The organism is Psychrobacter sp. NPDC078409 (assembly GCF_050268505.1).
GTDB lineage: Bacteria > Pseudomonadota > Gammaproteobacteria > Pseudomonadales > Moraxellaceae > Psychrobacter.
The window spans coordinates 22,133-41,895 of the sequence record NZ_JBNNGW010000007.1; the positions used below are offsets into that span (position 1 = coordinate 22,133).

17 protein-coding genes are annotated in these 19,763 nt (G+C 43.5%); 9 read left to right on the forward strand and 8 right to left on the reverse strand.

Annotated features, from left to right (window positions below; all coding sequences use genetic code 11):
• Nucleotides 1-58 precede the first annotated feature (58 nt).
• The 7 genes from ACQKC9_RS12575 to ACQKC9_RS12605 all read right to left on the reverse strand — a co-directional run bounded on the left by ACQKC9_RS12575 (nt 59) and on the right by ACQKC9_RS12605 (nt 10,019).
• Nucleotides 59-1,360, reverse strand: a complete 1,302-nt coding sequence (locus tag ACQKC9_RS12575) for a hypothetical protein (protein WP_427622069.1) — start codon at nt 1,358-1,360, stop codon at nt 59-61.
• The gene (locus tag ACQKC9_RS12580; protein WP_427622071.1) at nt 1,360-2,664 is read right to left on the reverse strand and encodes a glycosyltransferase; all 1,305 of its coding nucleotides are present in this window, start codon (nt 2,662-2,664) and stop codon (nt 1,360-1,362) included. Before ACQKC9_RS12580 ends, ACQKC9_RS12575 begins: the two co-directional genes overlap by 1 nt.
• A 205-nt stretch (nt 2,665-2,869) precedes the next feature.
• On the reverse strand, nt 2,870-4,381 hold the full coding sequence (locus tag ACQKC9_RS12585; RefSeq protein WP_427622072.1) for a glycosyltransferase family 2 protein: 1,512 nt from the start codon (nt 4,379-4,381) through the stop codon (nt 2,870-2,872).
• A 974-nt stretch (nt 4,382-5,355) separates the two neighbouring features.
• Nucleotides 5,356-6,681, reverse strand: coding sequence for a basic amino acid/polyamine antiporter (locus ACQKC9_RS12590; protein WP_427622074.1), 1,326 nt, complete (start codon nt 6,679-6,681; stop codon nt 5,356-5,358).
• A gap of 10 nt (nt 6,682-6,691) precedes the next feature.
• On the reverse strand, nt 6,692-7,648 hold the full coding sequence (locus tag ACQKC9_RS12595) for a homocysteine S-methyltransferase family protein (protein ID WP_427622208.1): 957 nt from the start codon (nt 7,646-7,648) through the stop codon (nt 6,692-6,694).
• A gap of 422 nt (nt 7,649-8,070) precedes the next feature.
• Entirely contained in the window at nt 8,071-9,198 is a 1,128-nt protein-coding gene (locus tag ACQKC9_RS12600; protein WP_427622075.1) for a zinc-binding dehydrogenase, read from the reverse strand.
• Between the two features lie 143 nt (nt 9,199-9,341).
• Nucleotides 9,342-10,019 carry a glutathione S-transferase family protein gene (locus tag ACQKC9_RS12605; protein WP_427622077.1) on the reverse strand — a complete coding sequence of 226 codons (678 nt, stop codon included), beginning with the start codon at nt 10,017-10,019 and terminating at the stop codon, nt 9,342-9,344.
• Between the two features lie 431 nt (nt 10,020-10,450).
• Between ACQKC9_RS12605 and ACQKC9_RS12610 the strand changes: the two genes are divergently transcribed.
• On the forward strand, nt 10,451-11,395 hold the full coding sequence (locus ACQKC9_RS12610) for a LysR family transcriptional regulator (RefSeq protein WP_427622078.1): 945 nt from the start codon (nt 10,451-10,453) through the stop codon (nt 11,393-11,395).
• A 109-nt stretch (nt 11,396-11,504) separates the two neighbouring features.
• On the opposite strand, the gene ACQKC9_RS12615 is transcribed toward ACQKC9_RS12610, so the two are convergent.
• Nucleotides 11,505-12,278, reverse strand: coding sequence for an IclR family transcriptional regulator (locus tag ACQKC9_RS12615; RefSeq protein WP_427622079.1), 774 nt, complete (start codon nt 12,276-12,278; stop codon nt 11,505-11,507).
• Nucleotides 12,279-12,501: 223 nt separating this feature from the next.
• Here ACQKC9_RS12615 and ACQKC9_RS12620 point away from each other — a divergent pair, with 223 nt between their 5' ends.
• The 8 genes from ACQKC9_RS12620 (at nt 12,502) to ACQKC9_RS12655 (ending at nt 19,662) form a co-directional block, all read left to right on the forward strand.
• Entirely contained in the window at nt 12,502-13,293 is a 792-nt protein-coding gene (locus ACQKC9_RS12620) for a putative hydro-lyase (RefSeq protein ID WP_427622081.1), read from the forward strand.
• Between the two features lie 181 nt (nt 13,294-13,474).
• Nucleotides 13,475-13,987 (forward strand): acetyl-CoA carboxylase biotin carboxyl carrier protein, encoded by a 513-nt coding sequence (gene accB, locus ACQKC9_RS12625; RefSeq protein ID WP_427622083.1) that lies wholly within the window; start codon nt 13,475-13,477, stop codon nt 13,985-13,987.
• Between the two features lie 79 nt (nt 13,988-14,066).
• The gene (gene accC / locus ACQKC9_RS12630; RefSeq protein ID WP_427622084.1) at nt 14,067-15,413 is read left to right on the forward strand and encodes an acetyl-CoA carboxylase biotin carboxylase subunit; all 1,347 of its coding nucleotides are present in this window, start codon (nt 14,067-14,069) and stop codon (nt 15,411-15,413) included.
• 204 nt (nt 15,414-15,617) lie between these two features.
• Entirely contained in the window at nt 15,618-16,271 is a 654-nt protein-coding gene (gene pxpB, locus ACQKC9_RS12635) for a 5-oxoprolinase subunit PxpB (RefSeq protein ID WP_427622086.1), read from the forward strand.
• 52 nt (nt 16,272-16,323) lie between these two features.
• Entirely contained in the window at nt 16,324-17,247 is a 924-nt protein-coding gene (locus ACQKC9_RS12640) for a biotin-dependent carboxyltransferase family protein (protein ID WP_427622088.1), read from the forward strand.
• Nucleotides 17,237-17,974, forward strand: a complete 738-nt coding sequence (pxpA, locus tag ACQKC9_RS12645; RefSeq protein WP_427622090.1) for a 5-oxoprolinase subunit PxpA — start codon at nt 17,237-17,239, stop codon at nt 17,972-17,974. Before ACQKC9_RS12640 ends, pxpA begins: the two co-directional genes overlap by 11 nt.
• 54 nt (nt 17,975-18,028) lie before the next feature.
• Nucleotides 18,029-19,216: an NRAMP family divalent metal transporter gene (locus ACQKC9_RS12650; protein ID WP_201572342.1), complete on the forward strand. Its 1,188-nt coding sequence runs from the start codon at nt 18,029-18,031 to the stop codon at nt 19,214-19,216.
• A 23-nt stretch (nt 19,217-19,239) separates the two neighbouring features.
• On the forward strand, nt 19,240-19,662 hold the full coding sequence (locus tag ACQKC9_RS12655) for an acetyl-CoA carboxylase biotin carboxyl carrier protein (protein WP_427622093.1): 423 nt from the start codon (nt 19,240-19,242) through the stop codon (nt 19,660-19,662).
• Nucleotides 19,663-19,763 lie beyond the last annotated feature (101 nt).

Consider the following 19,763-nt stretch of genomic DNA (forward strand, 5'->3'; position numbering starts at 1 on the left):
TTGTCTTTACCTCGTTATCGTATTGCCTGTTACTTTTAATAAATCAGTATTTAATAAGTCAGTATTTAATTGTTGATTCGGGTGTTAAGTTGAGTCGAGGGAGTAACCAGTTTTCAAACCAAAGCTTAGTTGTAGGATAATCAGTGGTGCTATGCTTAAACGCTTGAGCAGCTGTTGGCGTAGCTGCGTTGGTTTCCTCGCTGTCATTTTCTTCACTGTTATTTTCTTCAATGCTATCAACCGAGGTAGCGGGGTGTGGTTTGCTTCGGCCATGGATGGTTTGAGCAATAGATTCAGGTTGACCGTCATTGATGCTCATTGAGGTTTTAAACTGCTGCCAATTTAGCGCTTTGTTTTGAGCGACTAACGCTTCAGCCATGACAGCTTGTTCATTATGAGGTCTGTCATCAGGCACTACTATGAGCGGCGTATCATAATGATATGCTTGCGCGACAGCGTTTAGGCCGCAGGCCATCATTAGATAATCGCTATGACAAATAAATGGTGTGACGTCATCTACCTCAGTTGAGATATCGACATAACATCGTTTGTCATCGTCTATAGGCCCGAGAGAGATGATTAATGCATTGGGTAGCAGTGAGCGCAACTCCGGTAGTTTTTCGTCAATCGCTTTGTGTCCACCGTAGCCTTTAATAACGGTGATAATAGGTCTTGTAGCTCCGGACTTGTATGTTAATTGAGCCCTGCTAGATAGTAGGCTTGTAGATTTAGGAGCAGAAATTTCGATACCAGCGCTTAATTTTGCCAAAATATTTATAAAGCTCTCATAAGTACATGACTCAGCTTTTTGAGAGTAGATAAAGTCAAGATAGAGCGTTTTATTACAGACCCACTCAGATGTCTGGGTAGACTCTAACGCTTTAGGATAAGGCGCCAGTAAGCCAAGCGCACCAGCAAATGCACCTGTATGTGGCGCATCGTCGCGAATGCCCGGAAGCCTAACGTAAAGGTAAGGAATACTTGCCGCACGGCAGAGCATCGCCACCTCGACGCTGACATCGATAATCATCAGATCGATCTTACGTTGAAAGATAGTGTCTAGTATTTGGTGACTGCGTTTTTGAATGTCACCATTGCCTACGGGCGAGTAGTGTAGACTGGCTGGTTGCCAATATTCTCCTGCACGACCTGCTAGTATGTCATCGGGGCGTTCATCTTCTGCATTTAAGCGTACGATTTGTTGTTCATCAATAGCAGTAAAACGATAGCTATCTATATCTAAACTCGTAAATACCGTTAATTGCGCTCTTGCATCATTAGGCAGCAATGCAGCCAGTTTATCTGCCTGTCGGCAATGTCCTGAGCCATGATGATGAGCATAATATCCGATACGCATCATTACGACCCCTCAGAAAAGCTAACAAGATTATTATCAGTTTCAACTGGCGCTTGAATGGCTTGATTAAAAAATTGCAGGGAGTCTTTTGTTAAATCAGACAGCTCATAGCTGTTGATACTGTTGATATAACTTTCTGAATTATCTTTTATCAACGCAGTTCTATTTTTTAACGCTGCTTGATATAGTGCCAGATAGCCGTCTACCATGGCTGACACTGAACAAAACTGTAAAGCACGGTCACGGCAAGCTTGACGTGATATGTTTTTAATCGTATTAAAGCCATTGATAAAAGCGGCTTTGTCTTTCTTAGGTACGATGACTCCTGTCTCTGGGGTAATAATTTCGGCACTGGCTCCAGCATCGAAACCAATCACTGGTGTGCCACATGCCAGACTCTCAGCCAAGGTCAATCCGTATGGCTCGTCCCAAGTGCTGGTAAATAGCATGGCAGTTGCTTGGCACAAGTAATTATTAATCTCGTCCTTGGTGACATGACCTACATAACTGAATAGTTTCTCATCGCCACTCTTACTGTCTTTAAACAACAAAGGGGCTACTTTTTGATTGAAGTAGTCTTCGTTGCTTTTAGGTCCTGCAATGATAAGTTTTTTTCCAGCTTCCATGCAGTACCGCATAGCTAAATGAGTGCCTTTTTCAGGGCAAATACGTCCATACCAAAAATATACCTCGTCATCGCTACCATTAGTATTGCCAAGCGATTCTGTATTGGCAATAAAGGATTCGACATCAATGCCGTTGTATACCACTTGTGAGGGAACAAACTCAGCAAACAACTGCTGTTGGTGCTTACTAATCGCTGTAAATTGAGTGGTTGTACCAGAGCGTAGCGTCAAAAGTGCCAAACGTAACTGTGGAAAAATAGGCGTATGAAAAGTAGTAAAAAACCTTTCGCCAAACGCTTGGCCTGTCATCATCGGAATATGATGCAAACTATGATTATGTACGATATCAACCTCACCGCGCTCATCACGTTCGATAATATCTCGTAAGGCTATCTGATACGTGAGATATTGGTACATCTCTTCACGGCCCATGGCGACCGTTTCGTGCTCATTATCATAGACCATCTTACTAAACTCATGACGCGTCAATAACGGTACCAACGTTGCTTTCGTCTCGCTATCTTTATGAGCGTAGAGCAATACCTCATGACCTTGCGCCACTAGCTCATCACAAATCAATTGGGTAATCATTTCTAGACCACCCGCGTAAGGCTGGGCAATGGGATACAGTGAATGCGCAATAATGGCAATACGTAGCGGTGAATTCGAAGACCTAATCATGTTTTTAAGACCTTTATAGTTATAAGCATCATGGCTATAAGCATCATGGCTATAAGCGTTATGGTTAGTAGAGTGGTGTATAGGGGACCTAGTATAGAAACGATAAAAGACAATAGAATGACCTTGGTTCAAAACTGGCTTATATAAATCGCAAATTTTTACGAATCGCTATCTTTATAAGTATTGTCTTTATAAGTACTGATTTTTACGAATCGATGGTTTTTTTATTTTTAAATAAAGACGTCGCATAAGATGTCGTGATAGTCGTCTTCTTTTCATGGGCTACTTTTAAAGTCTGCTTAAGAACCTTGCTCATACTTGGCATGTCTGCCTTCGCATCAGAGAAATTATCCATTGCTACTTTGGCGGCGCTTAGTTTGAGAATACAAACTGCCGCTGCACAGATAAATAGTACTGGTGAGTAGAGCGCTGAAAACGGTGCTACAACTAGAGCTGTAATGGTATTTAGTATCAGTAAAAGTTTTGGTAACGCCGCTATATTCTTAAGGAATAATGACTGACGATTTTGGATATAGTTCTGTTTTGGCGTACAGACAAAAGGTTTCTCTCGTCCCCACAGCACTGGCAGCCATGACAATGCACCAGTTTCCCAAAAATTCAAATGCATCAACCATGCTCGTACCTTTCTGCCAAAACGCGGCTGATGGTTTTCATCTACTTGTTTGTTAAGAGGCGATTGATCACGGAAATATGCCCACAATCGTCTAAGGATAAAAAATGCATAGCCTGCATAAACCACATATAGAGGGATAAGCATCGACACGTTAGCGTTATTTATTAAAAGCATATCAACCATCACCAGTAATGAGCAGATATGCAAAAGGATAAAGAACCCCGTGAAGTTTACCCAAGCACTCAGTTGAGACAGATGAGCGCGTATATATGCTAGGCGTTCACTCATACTTTTGGATTGCGAGATATACTGAACTGGAGAGTTGGTCGGGACTGACAGGTAATCCGTGAGCACTTGCATATTGCCGTAGATCCAGCGTCGGCGTTGACATATTAGGTCATCTAGGGTGTTAGGTAGTAAGCCTGTGGCAATGACTTCTGGCACAAACTGACTGCGAAAACCTTGTCGATGCATAAGCACGCCCATTTGAGCATCTTCAGTGATAGAAGCACCTGACCAACCTCCTATGCTCAAAAGATCTGAGCGTCGAATGACTGCGTAAGTACCCGTTGATAAGGCGCGATTGCGATTAAAAGAACGATATAGATGGTGATTAAAATAGTGATTCAACTCGCTATGGGCATCGAGCTGTCCTTCATTACGATAAAACTGCGGAAACTGCAGTAGGGTATGCTCAGGATATTGGGCGATAGCCTGTATAATGGAGGCTCTAGCATGTGGTAGTGCTTGGTAATCACTATCGACCACCACAATGTGAGTACAGTCTGGACTCATCAACCCAAGTGCTAAATTTAAAGCACCCGCTTTGAATCCTTCGACACGATCAATATGATAAAAATGGACATTCAATTTAGCGTCTAAGCTTTGGCAAAATGCTGCCAACGGCTCATATAATGACGTCTCTTTATTATTATTGTCGATAATCAATATCTCATCGCGTGCTTCTTTTACTGCTAATAACGACTTTATCGTGGCAATAACCAGCTCTGGAGGCTCAGCTCGCGTCATCAATTGAAAACTGAGTGCTGCGCTAGTCAAAGCTTCTTGTGTGTTAGCAGTCATGTCTGGTCCTTAGGCACATACAACAAATGAAATTTATATAAAAAGAATGGGCTTATAGACAATGTAAGTACTTGTATCCTCAGTCATTTAATGAATACCAATGCATACTAATACAAAATTAAGTAATAATTTAGCCGATAATTGTTTGTGATAAATTAACTGTGTAATTTGTACGTAATGTGACATAAAAACTTAGTATTTTAATCACGTAAAAATAGGGTGTTTTTTGATTGAGAAGGGGGTAGGTAACTGTGTTTTATTTTTGAGTTAGGGTAGGTAGTAAAAGGATAAAACGAGGAGAAAAAATGAGAAGCAAAAAAGTAGGCAAGCAAGTCTATATCAGTAGGTTGAAGCACGACTGTAGTAGGATAGAAAAACACGACTGAAATCGTAGTTAGTTTCAGAAGCTAATTACGTTAATCAATTGGAGATTAGATTATTTATATTGACGCTTAACTTAATGCTTAGCTAGCCCTAGCTAAATAAAGCCAGTGCTAAGTCTGTACTAAATGAGTGACACACCAGTTCCAGACAGCGTCGATAATTGGTGTTGATGACGAATTCTTTTTGCGAACGAGATAATAGTCTGGATCGACTGTTAGTGTTGACTCGCATAATAAATCAACTTTATCTATTCGGTCACGGTCACGGTCACGGTCACGGTCACGGTCACGGTCAAAGTCTACAATATATTAGATGGTTACCAGTATGCCAATGATTATCCTGAGACGATCATATTAAAGTATCGGCAATAAAATATATCTTTTTATAGGATTTTGAAGCGTTATTGACTAAGTTTTAGCTATGGCAAGAAGGCGATGAGGTTGTGGTTTTCCCTACTTAATACTTGATATTTGCGGTTGTTTCTTTGATTGCATATATTCTGAAGCCACTACCGCTACTAAAAAAGGTCCAAAAACCATCGTTTTTGGACCTTTTATATTGTCAGCATAGAGAGCTATCGATCAGCTAGATTATGTTAACTGCTGCCGTGCCTGATAGCGGCTGTAATAAAAAATCGCTAAGCCAGGTATATACAGCAGCAAGGACAACAGCAAGTTATCCACGCCAGCAGCATAAATTAGCCAGATACCATAGACACTCGCGCCCAGACCGATGGCTTTGATGCTCCAGCGTTCTGATTGTGCAAATGATACTTTGACCAAATACGCCCCGACCAAAAAGTAAGGAATCAAAATCATCGAGGTGGAGATAATCACCAAGGTGTTATAGCCCTTACCGGTCAAAAAGATCATCAGTAAGCACAGCTGCACGGTCAAACTGGTTAGTAGTAATGATGCCGTTGGCGTGCCTTGGGCGTTTTGCTTGGTAAATATACGTGGAAACGCATTGTACTTCGCCGCGGTAAACGGCACTTCAGCCGAGTAGAGAATCCAGCTCAGGTAAGATGCTAATACCGAGATGATAAGACCAATACTGATAACCCATTTACCCACGTCGCCCGTCATCTGCGCCATGATGCCAGCCATTGATGGGTTGCTAAGCGCTGCCACATCCACACGGCTCATGACCCCGAGAGAAAGCAGGGTAATGGCAACATACAGTACCAGTGCACACAACACCCCGATATAAGTAGCACGGCCGATATCAGCGCGCTTCTTCGCACGTTGCGATAAGACAATCGCGCCCTCGATACCCGTAAATACCCATAGGGTGATCAGCATTGTTCCTTTGACCTGCTCCATAAAGGGCACGTCCAAAGTCGTTCCCGCGCGGTCAGCGTTGAATGTCTGCATATCAAAGGCATAATAGGCAAACACAATAAAAGCAATGAGCGGTAAGCTTTTTGCCAAGGTCGCCAGCAAGTTGATAAAGGCGGCTTGCTTAACGCCGCGCAGTACCAAATAATGCACTAGCCATAAAATGATAGACTCACCGACTAGCGCCCACAGCGTGTTGCCTTCACCAAAAACAATACTGGTTGGTGTATCAATAAAGCTACCCAGTGCAGCAAACGCCACGACCAAGTAACCAACCACACCAATCGTCGCACACAGCCAGTAACCCCATGCTGAAAAGAAGCCTGCCAAATCGCCAAACCCTGTTTTGGCATAGGTATAAATACCGCCATCCAGTTCAGGCTTGAGGCGTGACAAATGCAAAAAGCAGCCCGCGAGGAACAAAATACCTACGCCAGTGATGATCCATGCGGTAATGATGGCATTCACGCCTGCCACTTCGGCCATGTTTTGCGGTAGGCTAAAAATACCCGCACCGACCATCGAGCTAAACACGATGGCAGTGAGCATGGTTAGCCCAATTTTTTGTCCATTTTGCATCGTGCGATCTCTATTTTGTTGAGGTGCCTGTCGTCAAAGTATCTGTTGTTAAAGTACCTGTTGTCAAAGTGCTTGTGAAATGCTGACTCAATGCCTGAATATGCTCTGGGCCAATACCGCAGCAACCGCCAATCAGTGATGCGCCTTGGGTTTGCCATTTTTTTGCCCAAACCAAGTATGCAGGCGGGGTTAGGTCATCGCGCACTTCATCGAGGCCATCGTTCGCTGTAGCGTCTTTTTGCTGCGGCGGGAAAGCGTTGGCATACGCGCCAAGTTTAATGTGTGCGGCATTCTTGTCTTGCAACACGCTTTGCGCTACATCAAGCGCTTGATCAATCACTTCTGGCTGACAGCAGTTAAACAAGATCGCTTCTACATTGATATCCGCCATTTTTGTAACGGCTTCTTCTACCGTCTCACCTGAACGCAAACGCGGCACATCGAGATGCTCGCTGTCTTCTAGGGTGAATGAGACCCATAACGGCTTATTGTCAGTATCGAGCGTGTCCAGTAGCTCGCGAACAGCGACAGATTCGGCGATTAGGCTTTGGGTTTCTGCGAGCCAAAAGTCCACATATTCGCTCAAACCTTCGATAAGTGGCGTGGCGATATCTTCTACATGATCGGCGTCAAACAAGTCGGCGCGATATGAGCCAAATAGCGGCGGGATGGAACCTGCAATCTTAGTATCGCGGCCTTCCATCTCGACCGCAGCGCGCGCCATCTCGCCTGCTGAGGTAGCCAACGCTTGCGCTTGATTGGCAAAACGCTCTGCGCCAATATGAAAGGGTACGAGCGCATAGCTGTTGGTGGTGATGACCGCTGCGCCGCTTTGGATAAAGGCGCGGTGCACGTCACGGACGATCTCAGGTGCTTCTATCATTGCCAGCGCCGACCACTCAGGCTGACGAAATGGTGCGCCACGTTTGGCTAGCTCTCGACCCAAGCCGCCGTCAATAATTGTGATTGCGTCAATTGACATAATAAGTCCCTCTTTATAGTGAATAGGTACATCTACTAAGACTCTATAGTCAATCCTCTATAAAAGAGTGACAGCGTTAACCTCACTTGAAGTATCACAGTTACATCTGCGCTCGGTTGCCTTGTCTCTCTTTCAAACTGAATCAGCTATATTTTGAGAAATAGAGTTATTTAAAGGGACGAAATACTAGGCGTAATAAGGAGTAGATGCAACCAAAAGTTTAGTAATAATGTTAATTTATTACTTTTGGCATCTGGTTGCCTTGTTTGAGTATAGGTATTGCATGGTTTTTCTGATGAAGTTTATGCAAATTGTGAGTAAATACGAAGTAGCGATGACTTTTAGTCAGACATAAAAAAGCAGACATCATAGATATCTGCTTTTTTTAACTGTTCTTTAACTTGCAATTAGACTTGAGGCTTGATCAAGTACTTCTCACCAGTCGCCTGTTTGCCATAAGCGGCGATTGATTTTAACTGTAGCGCTTCTTCTAGGGTCACTTCATGCGTATAGCTGCTCGCAAAGGTGGTGGTGATTTCTTCTGCCACGCGTTTGCGCATGGACTGAACCGTTTCATTACCAAGTTTGCCAAGTGCATTGAATAATAAGAAACCATTCACACCCCACGCGAAACCAAAGTTACGGTTTAAGGTGATCGGACCACGGTCTAAGGCGCCATAAATATAAGCTTGTTTAAAGGTATTTGAGCCATAGACGCTGTATTCTTCTACGTCACGAGTGATAGCTGCTTCCATACAGTTTAGAATATCGCTGGTGAGCTTACCGCCACCGATAGGGTCAAACGAAATCGTAGCGCCTGTTTCAGTAATCGCGGCGGTCAAATCAGCAAGGAATGTCTCACTGCTTGAGTTCACCACATACTTTGCGCCCATATCGCGCAATAGCTTTTCTTGCGAGTCTTTACGGACGATATTCACCAAATCAACACCGTCTGCCATACAGATACGGTTTAGCATTTGACCAAGGCTAGAAGCGGCTGCTGCATGTACGATGGCTTTATGGCCTTCAGCGCGCATGGTTTCGACCATTGCCAGTGAGGTGAGCGGGTTTACAAAAGACGATGCAGCCTCGGTAGCTGTCGTGCCGTCTTGCATTTCTATGCAGCTTCTTACATTGACACAGTGGTATTGACGATATGTACCGCCACCAATCACCGCAACCATTTTGCCCATGAGTGATTGTGCGGCTTCTGATGAGCCTGCTGCGACGACTGTACCAGCGCCTTCATTGCCGACAGGCGTGTCTTTATTTACCCGTGTTTTGAGTGATGGCATGAATTTCGCAGGCACATCAGCAGTAATGATCGGGCTGTCATCAGTGCCTGATTGTACAGCGGTTGACATATCAGCGGCGCTGAACATCACACCAAAATCAGAGGGGTTCAATGGCATGGCTTCCATGCGTACGACCACTTCGTCAGCACCGGGTTGCGGCATCTCGATGTCTTTTAAAGACAGGGTTAATTTGTTGTCATCACTGATGGTTGAAACCAGTTGTTTATTTTTATCAGTCATAAGATTTGCTCCTGCAAATAGTTGGATTTTTAGACCAATCTCTTTACGGCATTGGTCGTTCTTTAGGTTATTGAGCTTTAGTAATTTTCTTAATGTGGCTCATTTTTAGTGGTCACATTGCCACATTGCCACATTGCCACAGGTTATTTAGCGTTTGCGGCTTGGATTTGAGCTTTAACGTGTTGCATAAACTCAGGCATGTTTGCTTGACTGTCTGCCTGAACGCTTTTTGCAATGTCGGTTTCACTCATGGCTTTGTTCCATTCTTTCATGCCGTCCACTTCTGCCAGTACATCCCACTCAAGCTGAGTCGCGCCAAAAGCGTTGACAATAGTGTTGACGTGATGCACATAGATGTCAGCCATGGTGAATTGCTCGCCTGCAATCCAAGGCGAAAATTTACATAAGCGATTCATGGCAATAATACCGCGACCCAATACTTGACGGACTTCCTCTTTGATTGCGTTAGGTGCTTGAGTACCAGAAAACACATATGGAATCAGACGACGGCTTGGTAGCTCAAAATACAGCTCTGCTATTTTCATAATCTGACGTACAGTCGCGCGTTCTGCTGCATCGGCAGGATATAGCGGCTTTTCAGGATATGTTTCTTCCAAAAAGTCACAAATCACGTTAGATTCTGACAGGTTAAAACCGTCAGGCATGGTGATCGCAGGTACTTTACCCACTGGACTGACGGTCAGTAGATCATCACTACCAGCGTACAAAAGGTCCTCTTGAAATGGAACGCCCTTATATAAAAGAGCGTGTTTTACTATGTTGTAATAGTTGCTTGCAGCAAAGCCGTGCAAAGTAATCATAAGTCATTCTTCCATTGTTGACGTAAAAGTTATTTTTAATCGTGTTTTCATTGCAACGTTTAGGGCGTGTTTGATATTCACAAATAGGCACTGCTGATTGCTAAAACGGTTCCAGACAAGGCGTAAAACGACGGTAATGCTCGTGCCTTAACTAGATTTACAACACAGTATGGGGCAGTTTTAGCATCAGCTCCAATATAAACAGAAGGAGACAGGACTATTTTTTGCCACTTCATTGTTAAAATATAGACGCTTAGAATGACTAAACTTACTATTTTTAACGTCGAACTGTCTAAAAAATAGTCTCTGTCAGTGCCATGGTCGAATATCAAGCACGCCCTAAGTTAAACACATTATTACTGGTTTTAATGTGGTTATATATAAGGAATAACGTGAATCACTATTGCTTTTAAGACAATAATAAGGCGAGAATGCTCACATATTCATCTAAATGGAGAGGGCAGTTGGATCAATTACGTGCCATCAAGTATTTTAGCAAAGTCGTAGAAACGGGCAGTTTTACTAAGGCAGCAAATGCATTCAAAGTGCCGCCATCCTCACTATCAAGACGAGTATCTGATTTAGAAAAGAGCTTGGGCGCGACACTGTTAAAGCGTTCGACCCGAATTGTTAAATTGACCGAAGTAGGACAGGTCTACTATGACGATATGCAGCAAGTATTGGATCAGCTCGAGCAAAGTAGAGAAACAGTACGCAGTTATCAAACGACGCCGATGGGACGGTTACGCATCAGCTCTATGGTGGGTTTTGGTGAAAAAATACTGCTACCACTGTTGGATGAGTTTGGTGAATTGTATCCAGAGATTGTGCTAGATGTCAGTCTCAGTGATGAATTATCCGCATTAGGACGTGACGATGTCGATATTGCGATTCGCGGTGGTTATGCGCCAAATGAGCGAGTGCTTGCCATTAGGCTCATGGATAATGGCTTTATACCGGTTGCGTCGCCCAGTTATTTAGAGATGCATGGTGTACCTAGTCATGTGATGGAATTAAAGGAACATAAAGGCCTGTATTTTAAAGCGCCAAACGGGCCAACGCCTTGGCTCTGCTATGTGGACGATCAGTGGCATGATGTCTCAGGACCTGCAGTGGCAATTTCAAACAATGGACCATGGCTAGCAAAAAAGGCTTGTGATGGTGAAGGGATTTTGATGTCCACTCGATGGGCACTATCCTCATATCTTGAGTCAGGGGCATTGCAAGAGATTAAATTTGAGCATCCATTAGCAATCACGCAGCACGCTGATATGGCCGTGTATCTGCTGTATCAAAAGCAGCGCTATCTAGTGCCTAAGGTAAAAGCCGCCGTCGATTTCTTGGTTGGGAGGATAAAAGTAGGAAATGAGCGTTGATGTAAGGGAAGTGTGCTATCTACAACCTCATCTATAACCTCAATACATTCATATTCGTATCGACGCCTAAGAGGCTTGAGATACAATCGTTATAGCATGTTATGACAGGCTACTCATTATATTCCTGATTGAAAATAACAGATAGCTCATTGGCTGTCTCTTGCATGACAGGCACATAGCTCAGTAGCTCATCCAAAGATTTTCTGACAGTAGGACTATGAGTAAATACCGTAGCAAATGCGGGCTGGTCACCATTTGGAATCGGGACAGCACAGGCGACCATACCAGGAATAAACTCTTCATTATCTGTCCCTATCTGTGTCTTACGCACTTCAGAAATGGACGTCATGAGTTGTTTTTTGTCAGTCTGAGTATGGGTCGTGAGCGCCTGTAACGATAGTTTTTCTACAATACGCTCGCACTTATTATCTGCCAACTGTGTCAACAATAATTTGCCACTGGCACAGGCCCAGATAGGTATATTGGTTCCGGTAGGTAACTGTATTTGGACAGGCCAGTCAGATATCACACGATCGATATACACCACTTCTAAGTCTTGCAACACCGCAATCCCTACTGACTCACCAATTTTGGCTGAAAGCTGTTGTAATATCGCCAATCTTTCTGCTTTAAAAGGACTGTTTTTCCATAGGTCTAAAGCTAGGTCATGCGTTCTTTTTCCGCAGGTTACTTTTCCATGCAAATCTAATTGGACAAATTGAAGCGGTTGTAGCTGATTTAACAATCGGTACATACTAGGTACAGGAATGTCCAATGTTTCTGCTAAATCAATAACGCCCATAGGCTTAGCAGATTTGGCCAATACTTCTACGATTTGCAAAACTCGCTCGACGCTTGAGCCCTTTTTTTTAACATTACTCATAGTTCGATTTACATCCTTAACTGTGCGTTCAAGAAGATCACTCATTATGTTCATCACATATTTCTGCATTCATATCTTGTCATACCGAAGGTGTTCTGATAAGTTACATAACGATAATTATAGTTCTCGATATATGAAATAAAATTATAAATAGCCATACCAATATAAAATAAATCATAAACTTTTATCTGCTAAAAATAATAAAATGTAAGAGGTTGTAATAATGTTAGATTTAGCAAATATGACGCCGACAGAGGTCAGAGCGTTAATCAGTAAAAATGAACTTAACAAGCCGACTTCTGGCTTGTGCAAAGGCCACATACAAGCAAACCTAGTCATAGTGCCCAAAAATTTGGCCTATGATTTTTTATTGTTTGCACAAAGAAACCCAAAGTCTTGTCCTATTTTAGATGTAACAGATGTCGGTAGCGCAGAGCCACGTCTCATGGCAAAAGGCGCAGACTTGAGATCTGATGTCCCAAAGTATCGGATATACAAATTTGGCGAATTAGTGGCTGAGGTGTCAGATCTAAAAGACTACTGGAGAGAGGATTTGGTCTGCTTTCTTTTAGGATGCAGTTTTTCCTTTGAGTCTGCCATGCTAAATGCGTCTATTCCTATCAGACATATCGAAGACAATCACAATGTGCCAATGTATATCACAAACATAGAGACTGAGCCTGCAGGACAGTTTCATGGGAAAATGGTGGTTAGCATGCGGCCAATACCTTATCCATTAATCACCAGAGCCGTCCAAGCCACCTCTCGATTTCCGCAAGTCCACGGCGCGCCTATTCATATCGGAGACCCTAGTGTCATCGGTATAACCGACATTCATGCGCCTGATTTTGGTGATGCATCCATCATAAAAGAAGGCGAAGTCCCTGTATTTTGGGCTTGCGGTGTGACGCCGCAAAGTATCGCTATGACTAGTAAGCCAGAGCTGATGATAACGCATTCACCAGGACATATGTTTATCTGCGACCCAAGAGATGAAGACTTGGCAGTTCTATAATTTCTGATGACAAAAGTGCTTTTAAACGCATAAAAATAATCAATTTCAAACTACTATTTTAATAAGCCAATCAATAAATTGTCACATAACATTCAACAATCACACTCTACATACATCACTAGGTACGAATTTTTTATAAAAAATAATTGTTCACTTTCACTCTAACGGAATAGCCAATCATATGAATATCAATTTCACGGATCTTGAAAAACTGATCAAACTTGCAGAATGCGCCGATATAAAATCTTTAGAAGTCACTGATGGTGATGCACGTATTTCTATCGTTTGCCAGTCTGACGACAACCAAAGTAGTGGCAATCATATCGCTCATACTCCCAACCCAAGGGCGTCTCATTCAGAGTCTCAAACCGAAACCACTCAAAACAGTACGGATAATAATACCAATGTAGACAGTGATCGTAGTGATAAAACTGTGACTACAGAGGTGGAGAAATCCCAAGTAATAGCGCCTATGCTAGGTACGTTTTATCTTCGCTCTGAGCCGACAGCAGAAGTGTTTTTTCAGGTAGGAGATAAGGTGGAAGTAGGGCAGACACTATGCATCATTGAAGCCATGAAAATGATGTACGAGGTCAAAGCAGAAACTGCGTGTACGCTTCAAGAGATTTTGGTCGATGAAGGTGATGTCGTAGAGTATGCCCAGCCCTTATTTGTTATAGAGCCAAACAGTTAAAGCCACTCAATAGCCGCTCAATATTGTATAGACGCTGCACAAACACTGTATTTGACACTATATTTTTAAGGGAATAAACATGTTCACAAAAATTTTAATTGCCAATCGCGGCGAGATTGCTCTACGTATTATCCGAGCTTGTAAGCAGCTAGGTATTAAGTCAGTCATTGCCCATTCTGAATCAGACAAAGACTCGTTACCCGTGCGCCTAGCCGATGAAGCAGTATGCATCGGGCCTGCCAATGCCACACACAGTTATCTTAACCAACGAGCGATCGTGTCCGCTGCAAAGCTTACCAACGCACAAGCTATCCATCCAGGCTATGGCTTTTTGTCTGAAAACGCTGATTTTGCGGCCTTGATTGAAGATTCAGGTCTCACGTTTATTGGTCCAACGGCTGACAATATCAGAAACATGGGCGACAAAGTTGAAGCCAAAAAACAAATGACGATGGCTGGCGTGCCTTGTGTACCTGGATCGAATGGCGCATTGCCTGCTGATTCAGAGCAAGTTATCAAAATCGCCAATGAGGTCGGTTATCCAGTCATTATCAAGGCGGCAAGCGGCGGCGGCGGTCGTGGGATGCGTGTGGTCGAAAAAGAAGCCGACTTACTCTCCGCTATCTCTATGACACAGACAGAAGCCAAAGCCAATTTTGGTAGTTCCATTGTCTATCTTGAAAAATACCTACAAGCACCGCGTCATATCGAAGTGCAAGTCATGTCCGATACTCACGGTAATGCGATTTATTTAGGCGAGCGTGATTGCTCTATGCAGCGTCGTCATCAAAAAGTCATTGAAGAAGCGCCAGCACCTGGTATTACTGAAGAGCAGCGCCAGAAAATCGGTCAAGCATGTGTCACAGCTTGCGAGCAAATGCAGTATAGAGGCGCAGGCACGTTTGAGTTTTTATATGAAAACGGTGAATTCTTCTTTATCGAGATGAATACTCGTGTGCAAGTTGAGCACACCATCACTGAGATGGTGACGGGCGTCGATATTGTGCAAGAACAAATCAGAGTGGCGGCAGGGCTTCCACTGGCATATAAGCAAAGTGATATCGCCATTACCGGACACGCTTTTGAGTGCCGTATCAATGCTGAAAACGCGCAGACATTTTTACCAAATGCTGGACGCATAGACTACTGCCACATGCCAGCAGGGTTTGGCATCAGAGTAGATAGTCATGCTGAATCGAACTACACCGTGCCGCCATCTTATGACAGTTTGATTGCCAAGATATGTGTACAAGATCGTTCAAGAGAAAAAGCGATAGAAAAAATGCGTGCGGCATTATCAGAAGCGCAAATCACCGGTATTGATACCAATATTGGTCTGCATCAGCGACTCTTTGAAGATAAGGTGTTTTGTGAAGGTCAAATGAGCATTCATTATCTGGAACAGTGGATACAAGACAATATATAAATCAGGTCTTGCCCGCAAAAAAGAAAACCAAATCTGACATTAGTGTCAGAAGCGTCAGAATCAAGATATAGTCGGTTCAATATAATTTGGATACGAGGAAGGCGAGTGAAAGTACTACAAGTCGTAGACTCAGCGAGCCTGACACCGTATCCAATTTATAGAGGATTTGACTGTAGTAGATAAAAAATAATGGAGCACGTGCTAATGGAACTACAATGGCAACTATGCAGTGAAACCAATCTAGCGTTGTTTTTCCCTAAACCAACCACCTTAGAAAAACAACAAAAATGCTGGGCTTTATCAGACAGCATCCAGAAAATGCCAGAAGTCATCGAAGTAGTTATTGGCATGAATACGCTCAGTGTATTTATCGTTCCATTAACTTGGGCTGAGCTGAATACTTTCAAAGATAAGCTATCAGATCTACTCAATGATATCCCTTCAAAAACTATCCAAGGTAAGCACGTCGAGATACCAGTGCATTACGGTGGTAAATATGGCCCCGATCTAGCGGCCATGGCGAATGACCTAAATCTATCAGTTGAAGCCGTTGTCGATCTACATACTAAAGCCACTTATACCGTTTACTTTATCGGTTTTCAGCCAGGGTTTCCTTATCTTGGCGGCTTGTCTGAGTCTTTATACTTCCCAAGGCATGCTGTACCTAGAACCCAAGTGCCCGCAGGCTCAGTGGGTATCGGCGGTGAGCAGACAGGGGTTTATCCTTTTGATTCTCCAGGCGGTTGGCAGTTACTCGGCCAGACGGATACTGCTTTATTTGATTTAACCAAGACCTCTCCGACGTTGCTTAACGCAGGCGATACTTTGACATTTAAAGCGATTGATATTCATCAATAAGCGATAAATAAAAGATGCATGAATCAAAAAGACAAATAAACAGGTGGTATCAATGAAAGTTTTAACCGCAAGTGCCCTTGCCAGTATTCAAGATTCGGGACGACTGGGTTACCGCAGTATGGGTGTGGGGAGAAATGGCGTAATGGACAGTTGGGCGCTACAAGCTGGTAACGCTTTGATGAAAAATGAGGCAAACGAACCTGCTATTGAAATAGCGCTCGGTGAGTTAACCATACAGTTTGAAGAAAACGTCAGCTTTTGCTTAACAGGCGCTCTATACGAGGCTTATCTAGACGACAAGCGAGTTCCTTGTTATTGGCGTATCAATGCGACTGCTGGGCAGACGCTCAAACTTTTGCGTCCGCTACAAGGCATGTATACCTATTTATGTGTGCATGGTGGCTTTGATATTGAGCCAGTGTTGCAGTCAGTCAGCACCAATCTCAAAGCAGGGTTTGGCGGATTTGAAGGCAGATATTTAAAAGCCGATGACAGCTTAACGGTAAAAACCGAATCAAACCTGCCTGTCATTGGGGTAGCCCGTCTTGCACCAACCGAGGTTATTCGAGTGATAAAAAGCAGTGAATATGATTGCTTCACTGAGTCGTCTAAACAAGCGTTTGAGACCCAGCCATGGAAACTACAAAGCAGTAGCAACCGTATGGGTTACCGCCTTGAGGGAGCTACAGCGCTTGAGTTTAGTAAGCCAGTAGAAATGAGCTCACATGGTGTTGATATTGGAATGATTCAGGTGCCACCACAAGGACAACCGATTGTGTTAATGGCAGATGGGCAGACGACGGGTGGCTATCCTAAAATCGCAACCGTGATTCAAGCAGACATAGGTCTGATGGCACAGATTAGATTTGGCAAAACCTGTCAGTTCGTCGTTGTGTCATTAGAGCAAGCGTTAAAGGAACAGCAAAACAGACAACATTACATCGATCAAATAAAGGAGTATGCCAATGAAAATTGATTTAAATGCTGATGTGGCTGAAGGCTGCGGGCAAGACGATAAATTACTAACGATAGTCAGCTCAGCGAATGTCTGCTGCGGCTTGCACGCTGGGTCCTATAGCGAGATGCTAGCAACGTTGCAATTGGCAAAAGCAAACAACGTGAGCGTAGGCGCACATCCTGGTCTAAACGATAGAGAAAACTTTGGCCGTATCCATCAGCCGTTAAGTGAAGCCGACTATCGTGCTTTATTGGCATATCAGTTGGGTGCAACCAAAGCGCTCTGTGACTTGGTTGGTGTGTCATTAGACTACGTAAAACCGCATGGTGCATTGTACAACCAAGCGGCCATTGATGAAGACTTATCAGACATTTTGGTCAGTGAAATCAAACGATTTGATCCAAATCTAAAAGTCATGGGTCTGTCTGGTAGTTATCTGGTTAAATCAGCTAAGAAGCATGGTTTAGAAGCCATATCAGAAGTGTTTGCTGATAGAAACTATGAAAAAGACGGCTCATTGGTCTCTCGTAGCAAAGACAGTGCCCTGATAACCGATACGGATGATGCGGTTAAGCATGTATTGCAGATGATTACTGAAGGGACTGTCACCAGTGTCTGCGGTCAAACCGTACCCGTAGAAGCGCAAAGTATCTGCCTACATGGGGATGGCGAACACGCTATTTTATTTGCACAAGAAATAAAGAAACAACTAGAGCTCAAAGGTATCACTATATCTGCCCATTAAATATCCGTTTCCTAATCATTTGATTAAATAATCCCATATAGAACAAGGATGTTTATGAGCACCATAAAAAAACACAATACCGCCATTTTAGGCGCGGCCTTCCTGATGGCCACATCAGCAGTAGGACCAGGGTTTTTGACCCAAACGGCCACATTTACCGAAAGCCTAATGGCAAGTTTCGGCTTTGTTATCTTAATCTCTATTGTTATGGACATCGGCGTCCAGCTTAACGTTTGGCGAGTAGTCGCGGTCTCCAAAAAACGTGCACAAGAAATCGCCAACTTGGTGTTTCCTGGTGTCGGTTACTTGCTCGCTTTCTTAATCATTGCGGGTGGTCTGGCTTTCAATATTGGTAATATTGGCGGTGCCGGACTTGGCATGCAGTCCATGTTTAATATGTCACCCATTACAGGCGCCCTGATCAGTGGTGTGATTGCCGTCGCCATATTTCTAGGCCGAGAAACGGGGCCTATGATGGATAAGTTCGCTCAGTTAATGGGCTTTATCCTGATTGTATTGGTCATTTATGTGGTCTTTAAATCTGATCCACCATTAGCAGAAGCCGTCAGTAAAACGATCATGCCTGACAAAATTGATGCAGTGGCTATCGTGACGCTAGTCGGCGGTACGGTTGGTGGTTATATTACTTTCTCAGGTGCGCATCGCTTATTAGAGGCAGGCGTCAGCGGAGAAGAGAATTTAAAATCAGTAACCAGAAGCTCGGTCTCTGGTATTTTGATTGCCTCTGTGATTCGCGTATTTTTATTCCTTGCCGTATTAGGCGTGGTGTCTCAAGGCTTTGCATTGGATCCTGCCAACCCAGCCATGTCGCCGTTTCAGTACATTCTAGGAAATGCGGGTAAAGTTATTTTTGGTATGGTGATTTGGGCGGCGTCTGTGACCTCAGTGATTGGTGCTGCTTATACCTCTGTGTCTTTTATGACCAACTTTCATCCGTTCATTGAGACTTATAAACGCTACTTCATTATTGGTTTCATCGTTATCTCAACGTTGGTGTTTGCCACTATCGGTAAACCGGCTCAAGTATTGGTATTGGTTGGTACGTTAAATGGCTTAGTGCTACCTATCGCCATGGTCATTATCCTGATTGCCGCCTACAGAAAAAATATCGTTGGTAACTATAAGCATCCGATTTGGATTGCGGCATTTGGTTGGTTAATCGCTATCGTGATGAGTATTCTAAGTGTCATGACCATTGCTAAATATCTGGGCATGAGTTAAAAAATTAAGATAAGGAAAGTATTATGGATATAGAGCAAATAGCACGTGTGGTCAAACTGGTTGAAAGCAGTCAGCTGCACGAAGTCACGATTGCAGACAACGGGCAGTCTATTAAGGTGGTTAATAACTTAGGTGTGCAGAATAATGTGAGCGCTAGTCCTATAGAGGCCACGACTACTCATGAGCCTGAACAGACTGGAAGTGATGTCTTGCAAGTAGGTGCTACCTATGTAGGGCAGGTCTACTTAAGTGAAGATGATGCAACAAACAACTTGGTCAAAGAAGGCGACCACATTCAAAAAGGTCAAACCGTTTGCTTCATTAATGAGTTGACCCGTTTGCAGCCAGTGATTAGTAACAAAGAAGGTGTTGTCACGGCTGTCTTGGTTGAAAATGGCCAGAAAATTGAATACGGACAGCCTATTTTCGAGTTAGCTCGTAGTTAAAGACCGTTAATGTAGTGTTGGTTAAATCAAAATACAAACCCTTTGAGCGTCATCTGTCGCTTAAAGGGTTTTTTATGTGCTGGGTATTAGCTGCATCGTGT

Excerpts from the sequence above, each read along its gene's own strand:
- pxpA (WP_427622090.1), top strand. The coding sequence starts at position 17,237 with ATGAAAATTGATTTAAATGCTGATGTGGCTGAAGGCTGCGGGCAAGAC.
- accB (WP_427622083.1), top strand. The coding sequence starts at position 13,475 with ATGAATATCAATTTCACGGATCTTGAAAAACTGATCAAACTTGCAGAA.
- ACQKC9_RS12605 (WP_427622077.1), bottom strand. The coding sequence starts at position 10,019 with ATGATTACTTTGCACGGCTTTGCTGCAAGCAACTATTACAACATAGTA.
- ACQKC9_RS12620 (WP_427622081.1), top strand. The coding sequence starts at position 12,502 with ATGTTAGATTTAGCAAATATGACGCCGACAGAGGTCAGAGCGTTAATC.
- ACQKC9_RS12655 (WP_427622093.1), top strand. The coding sequence starts at position 19,240 with ATGGATATAGAGCAAATAGCACGTGTGGTCAAACTGGTTGAAAGCAGT.
- ACQKC9_RS12650 (WP_201572342.1), top strand. The coding sequence starts at position 18,029 with ATGAGCACCATAAAAAAACACAATACCGCCATTTTAGGCGCGGCCTTC.
- ACQKC9_RS12585 (WP_427622072.1), bottom strand. The coding sequence starts at position 4,381 with ATGACTGCTAACACACAAGAAGCTTTGACTAGCGCAGCACTCAGTTTT.
- ACQKC9_RS12600 (WP_427622075.1), bottom strand. The coding sequence starts at position 9,198 with ATGACTGATAAAAATAAACAACTGGTTTCAACCATCAGTGATGACAAC.
- ACQKC9_RS12610 (WP_427622078.1), top strand. The coding sequence starts at position 10,451 with ATGCTCACATATTCATCTAAATGGAGAGGGCAGTTGGATCAATTACGT.
- pxpB (WP_427622086.1), top strand. The coding sequence starts at position 15,618 with ATGGAACTACAATGGCAACTATGCAGTGAAACCAATCTAGCGTTGTTT.
- accC (WP_427622084.1), top strand. The coding sequence starts at position 14,067 with ATGTTCACAAAAATTTTAATTGCCAATCGCGGCGAGATTGCTCTACGT.
- ACQKC9_RS12640 (WP_427622088.1), top strand. The coding sequence starts at position 16,324 with ATGAAAGTTTTAACCGCAAGTGCCCTTGCCAGTATTCAAGATTCGGGA.
- ACQKC9_RS12580 (WP_427622071.1), bottom strand. The coding sequence starts at position 2,664 with ATGATTAGGTCTTCGAATTCACCGCTACGTATTGCCATTATTGCGCAT.
- ACQKC9_RS12615 (WP_427622079.1), bottom strand. The coding sequence starts at position 12,278 with ATGAGTAATGTTAAAAAAAAGGGCTCAAGCGTCGAGCGAGTTTTGCAA.
- ACQKC9_RS12590 (WP_427622074.1), bottom strand. The coding sequence starts at position 6,681 with ATGCAAAATGGACAAAAAATTGGGCTAACCATGCTCACTGCCATCGTG.
- ACQKC9_RS12575 (WP_427622069.1), bottom strand. The coding sequence starts at position 1,360 with ATGATGCGTATCGGATATTATGCTCATCATCATGGCTCAGGACATTGC.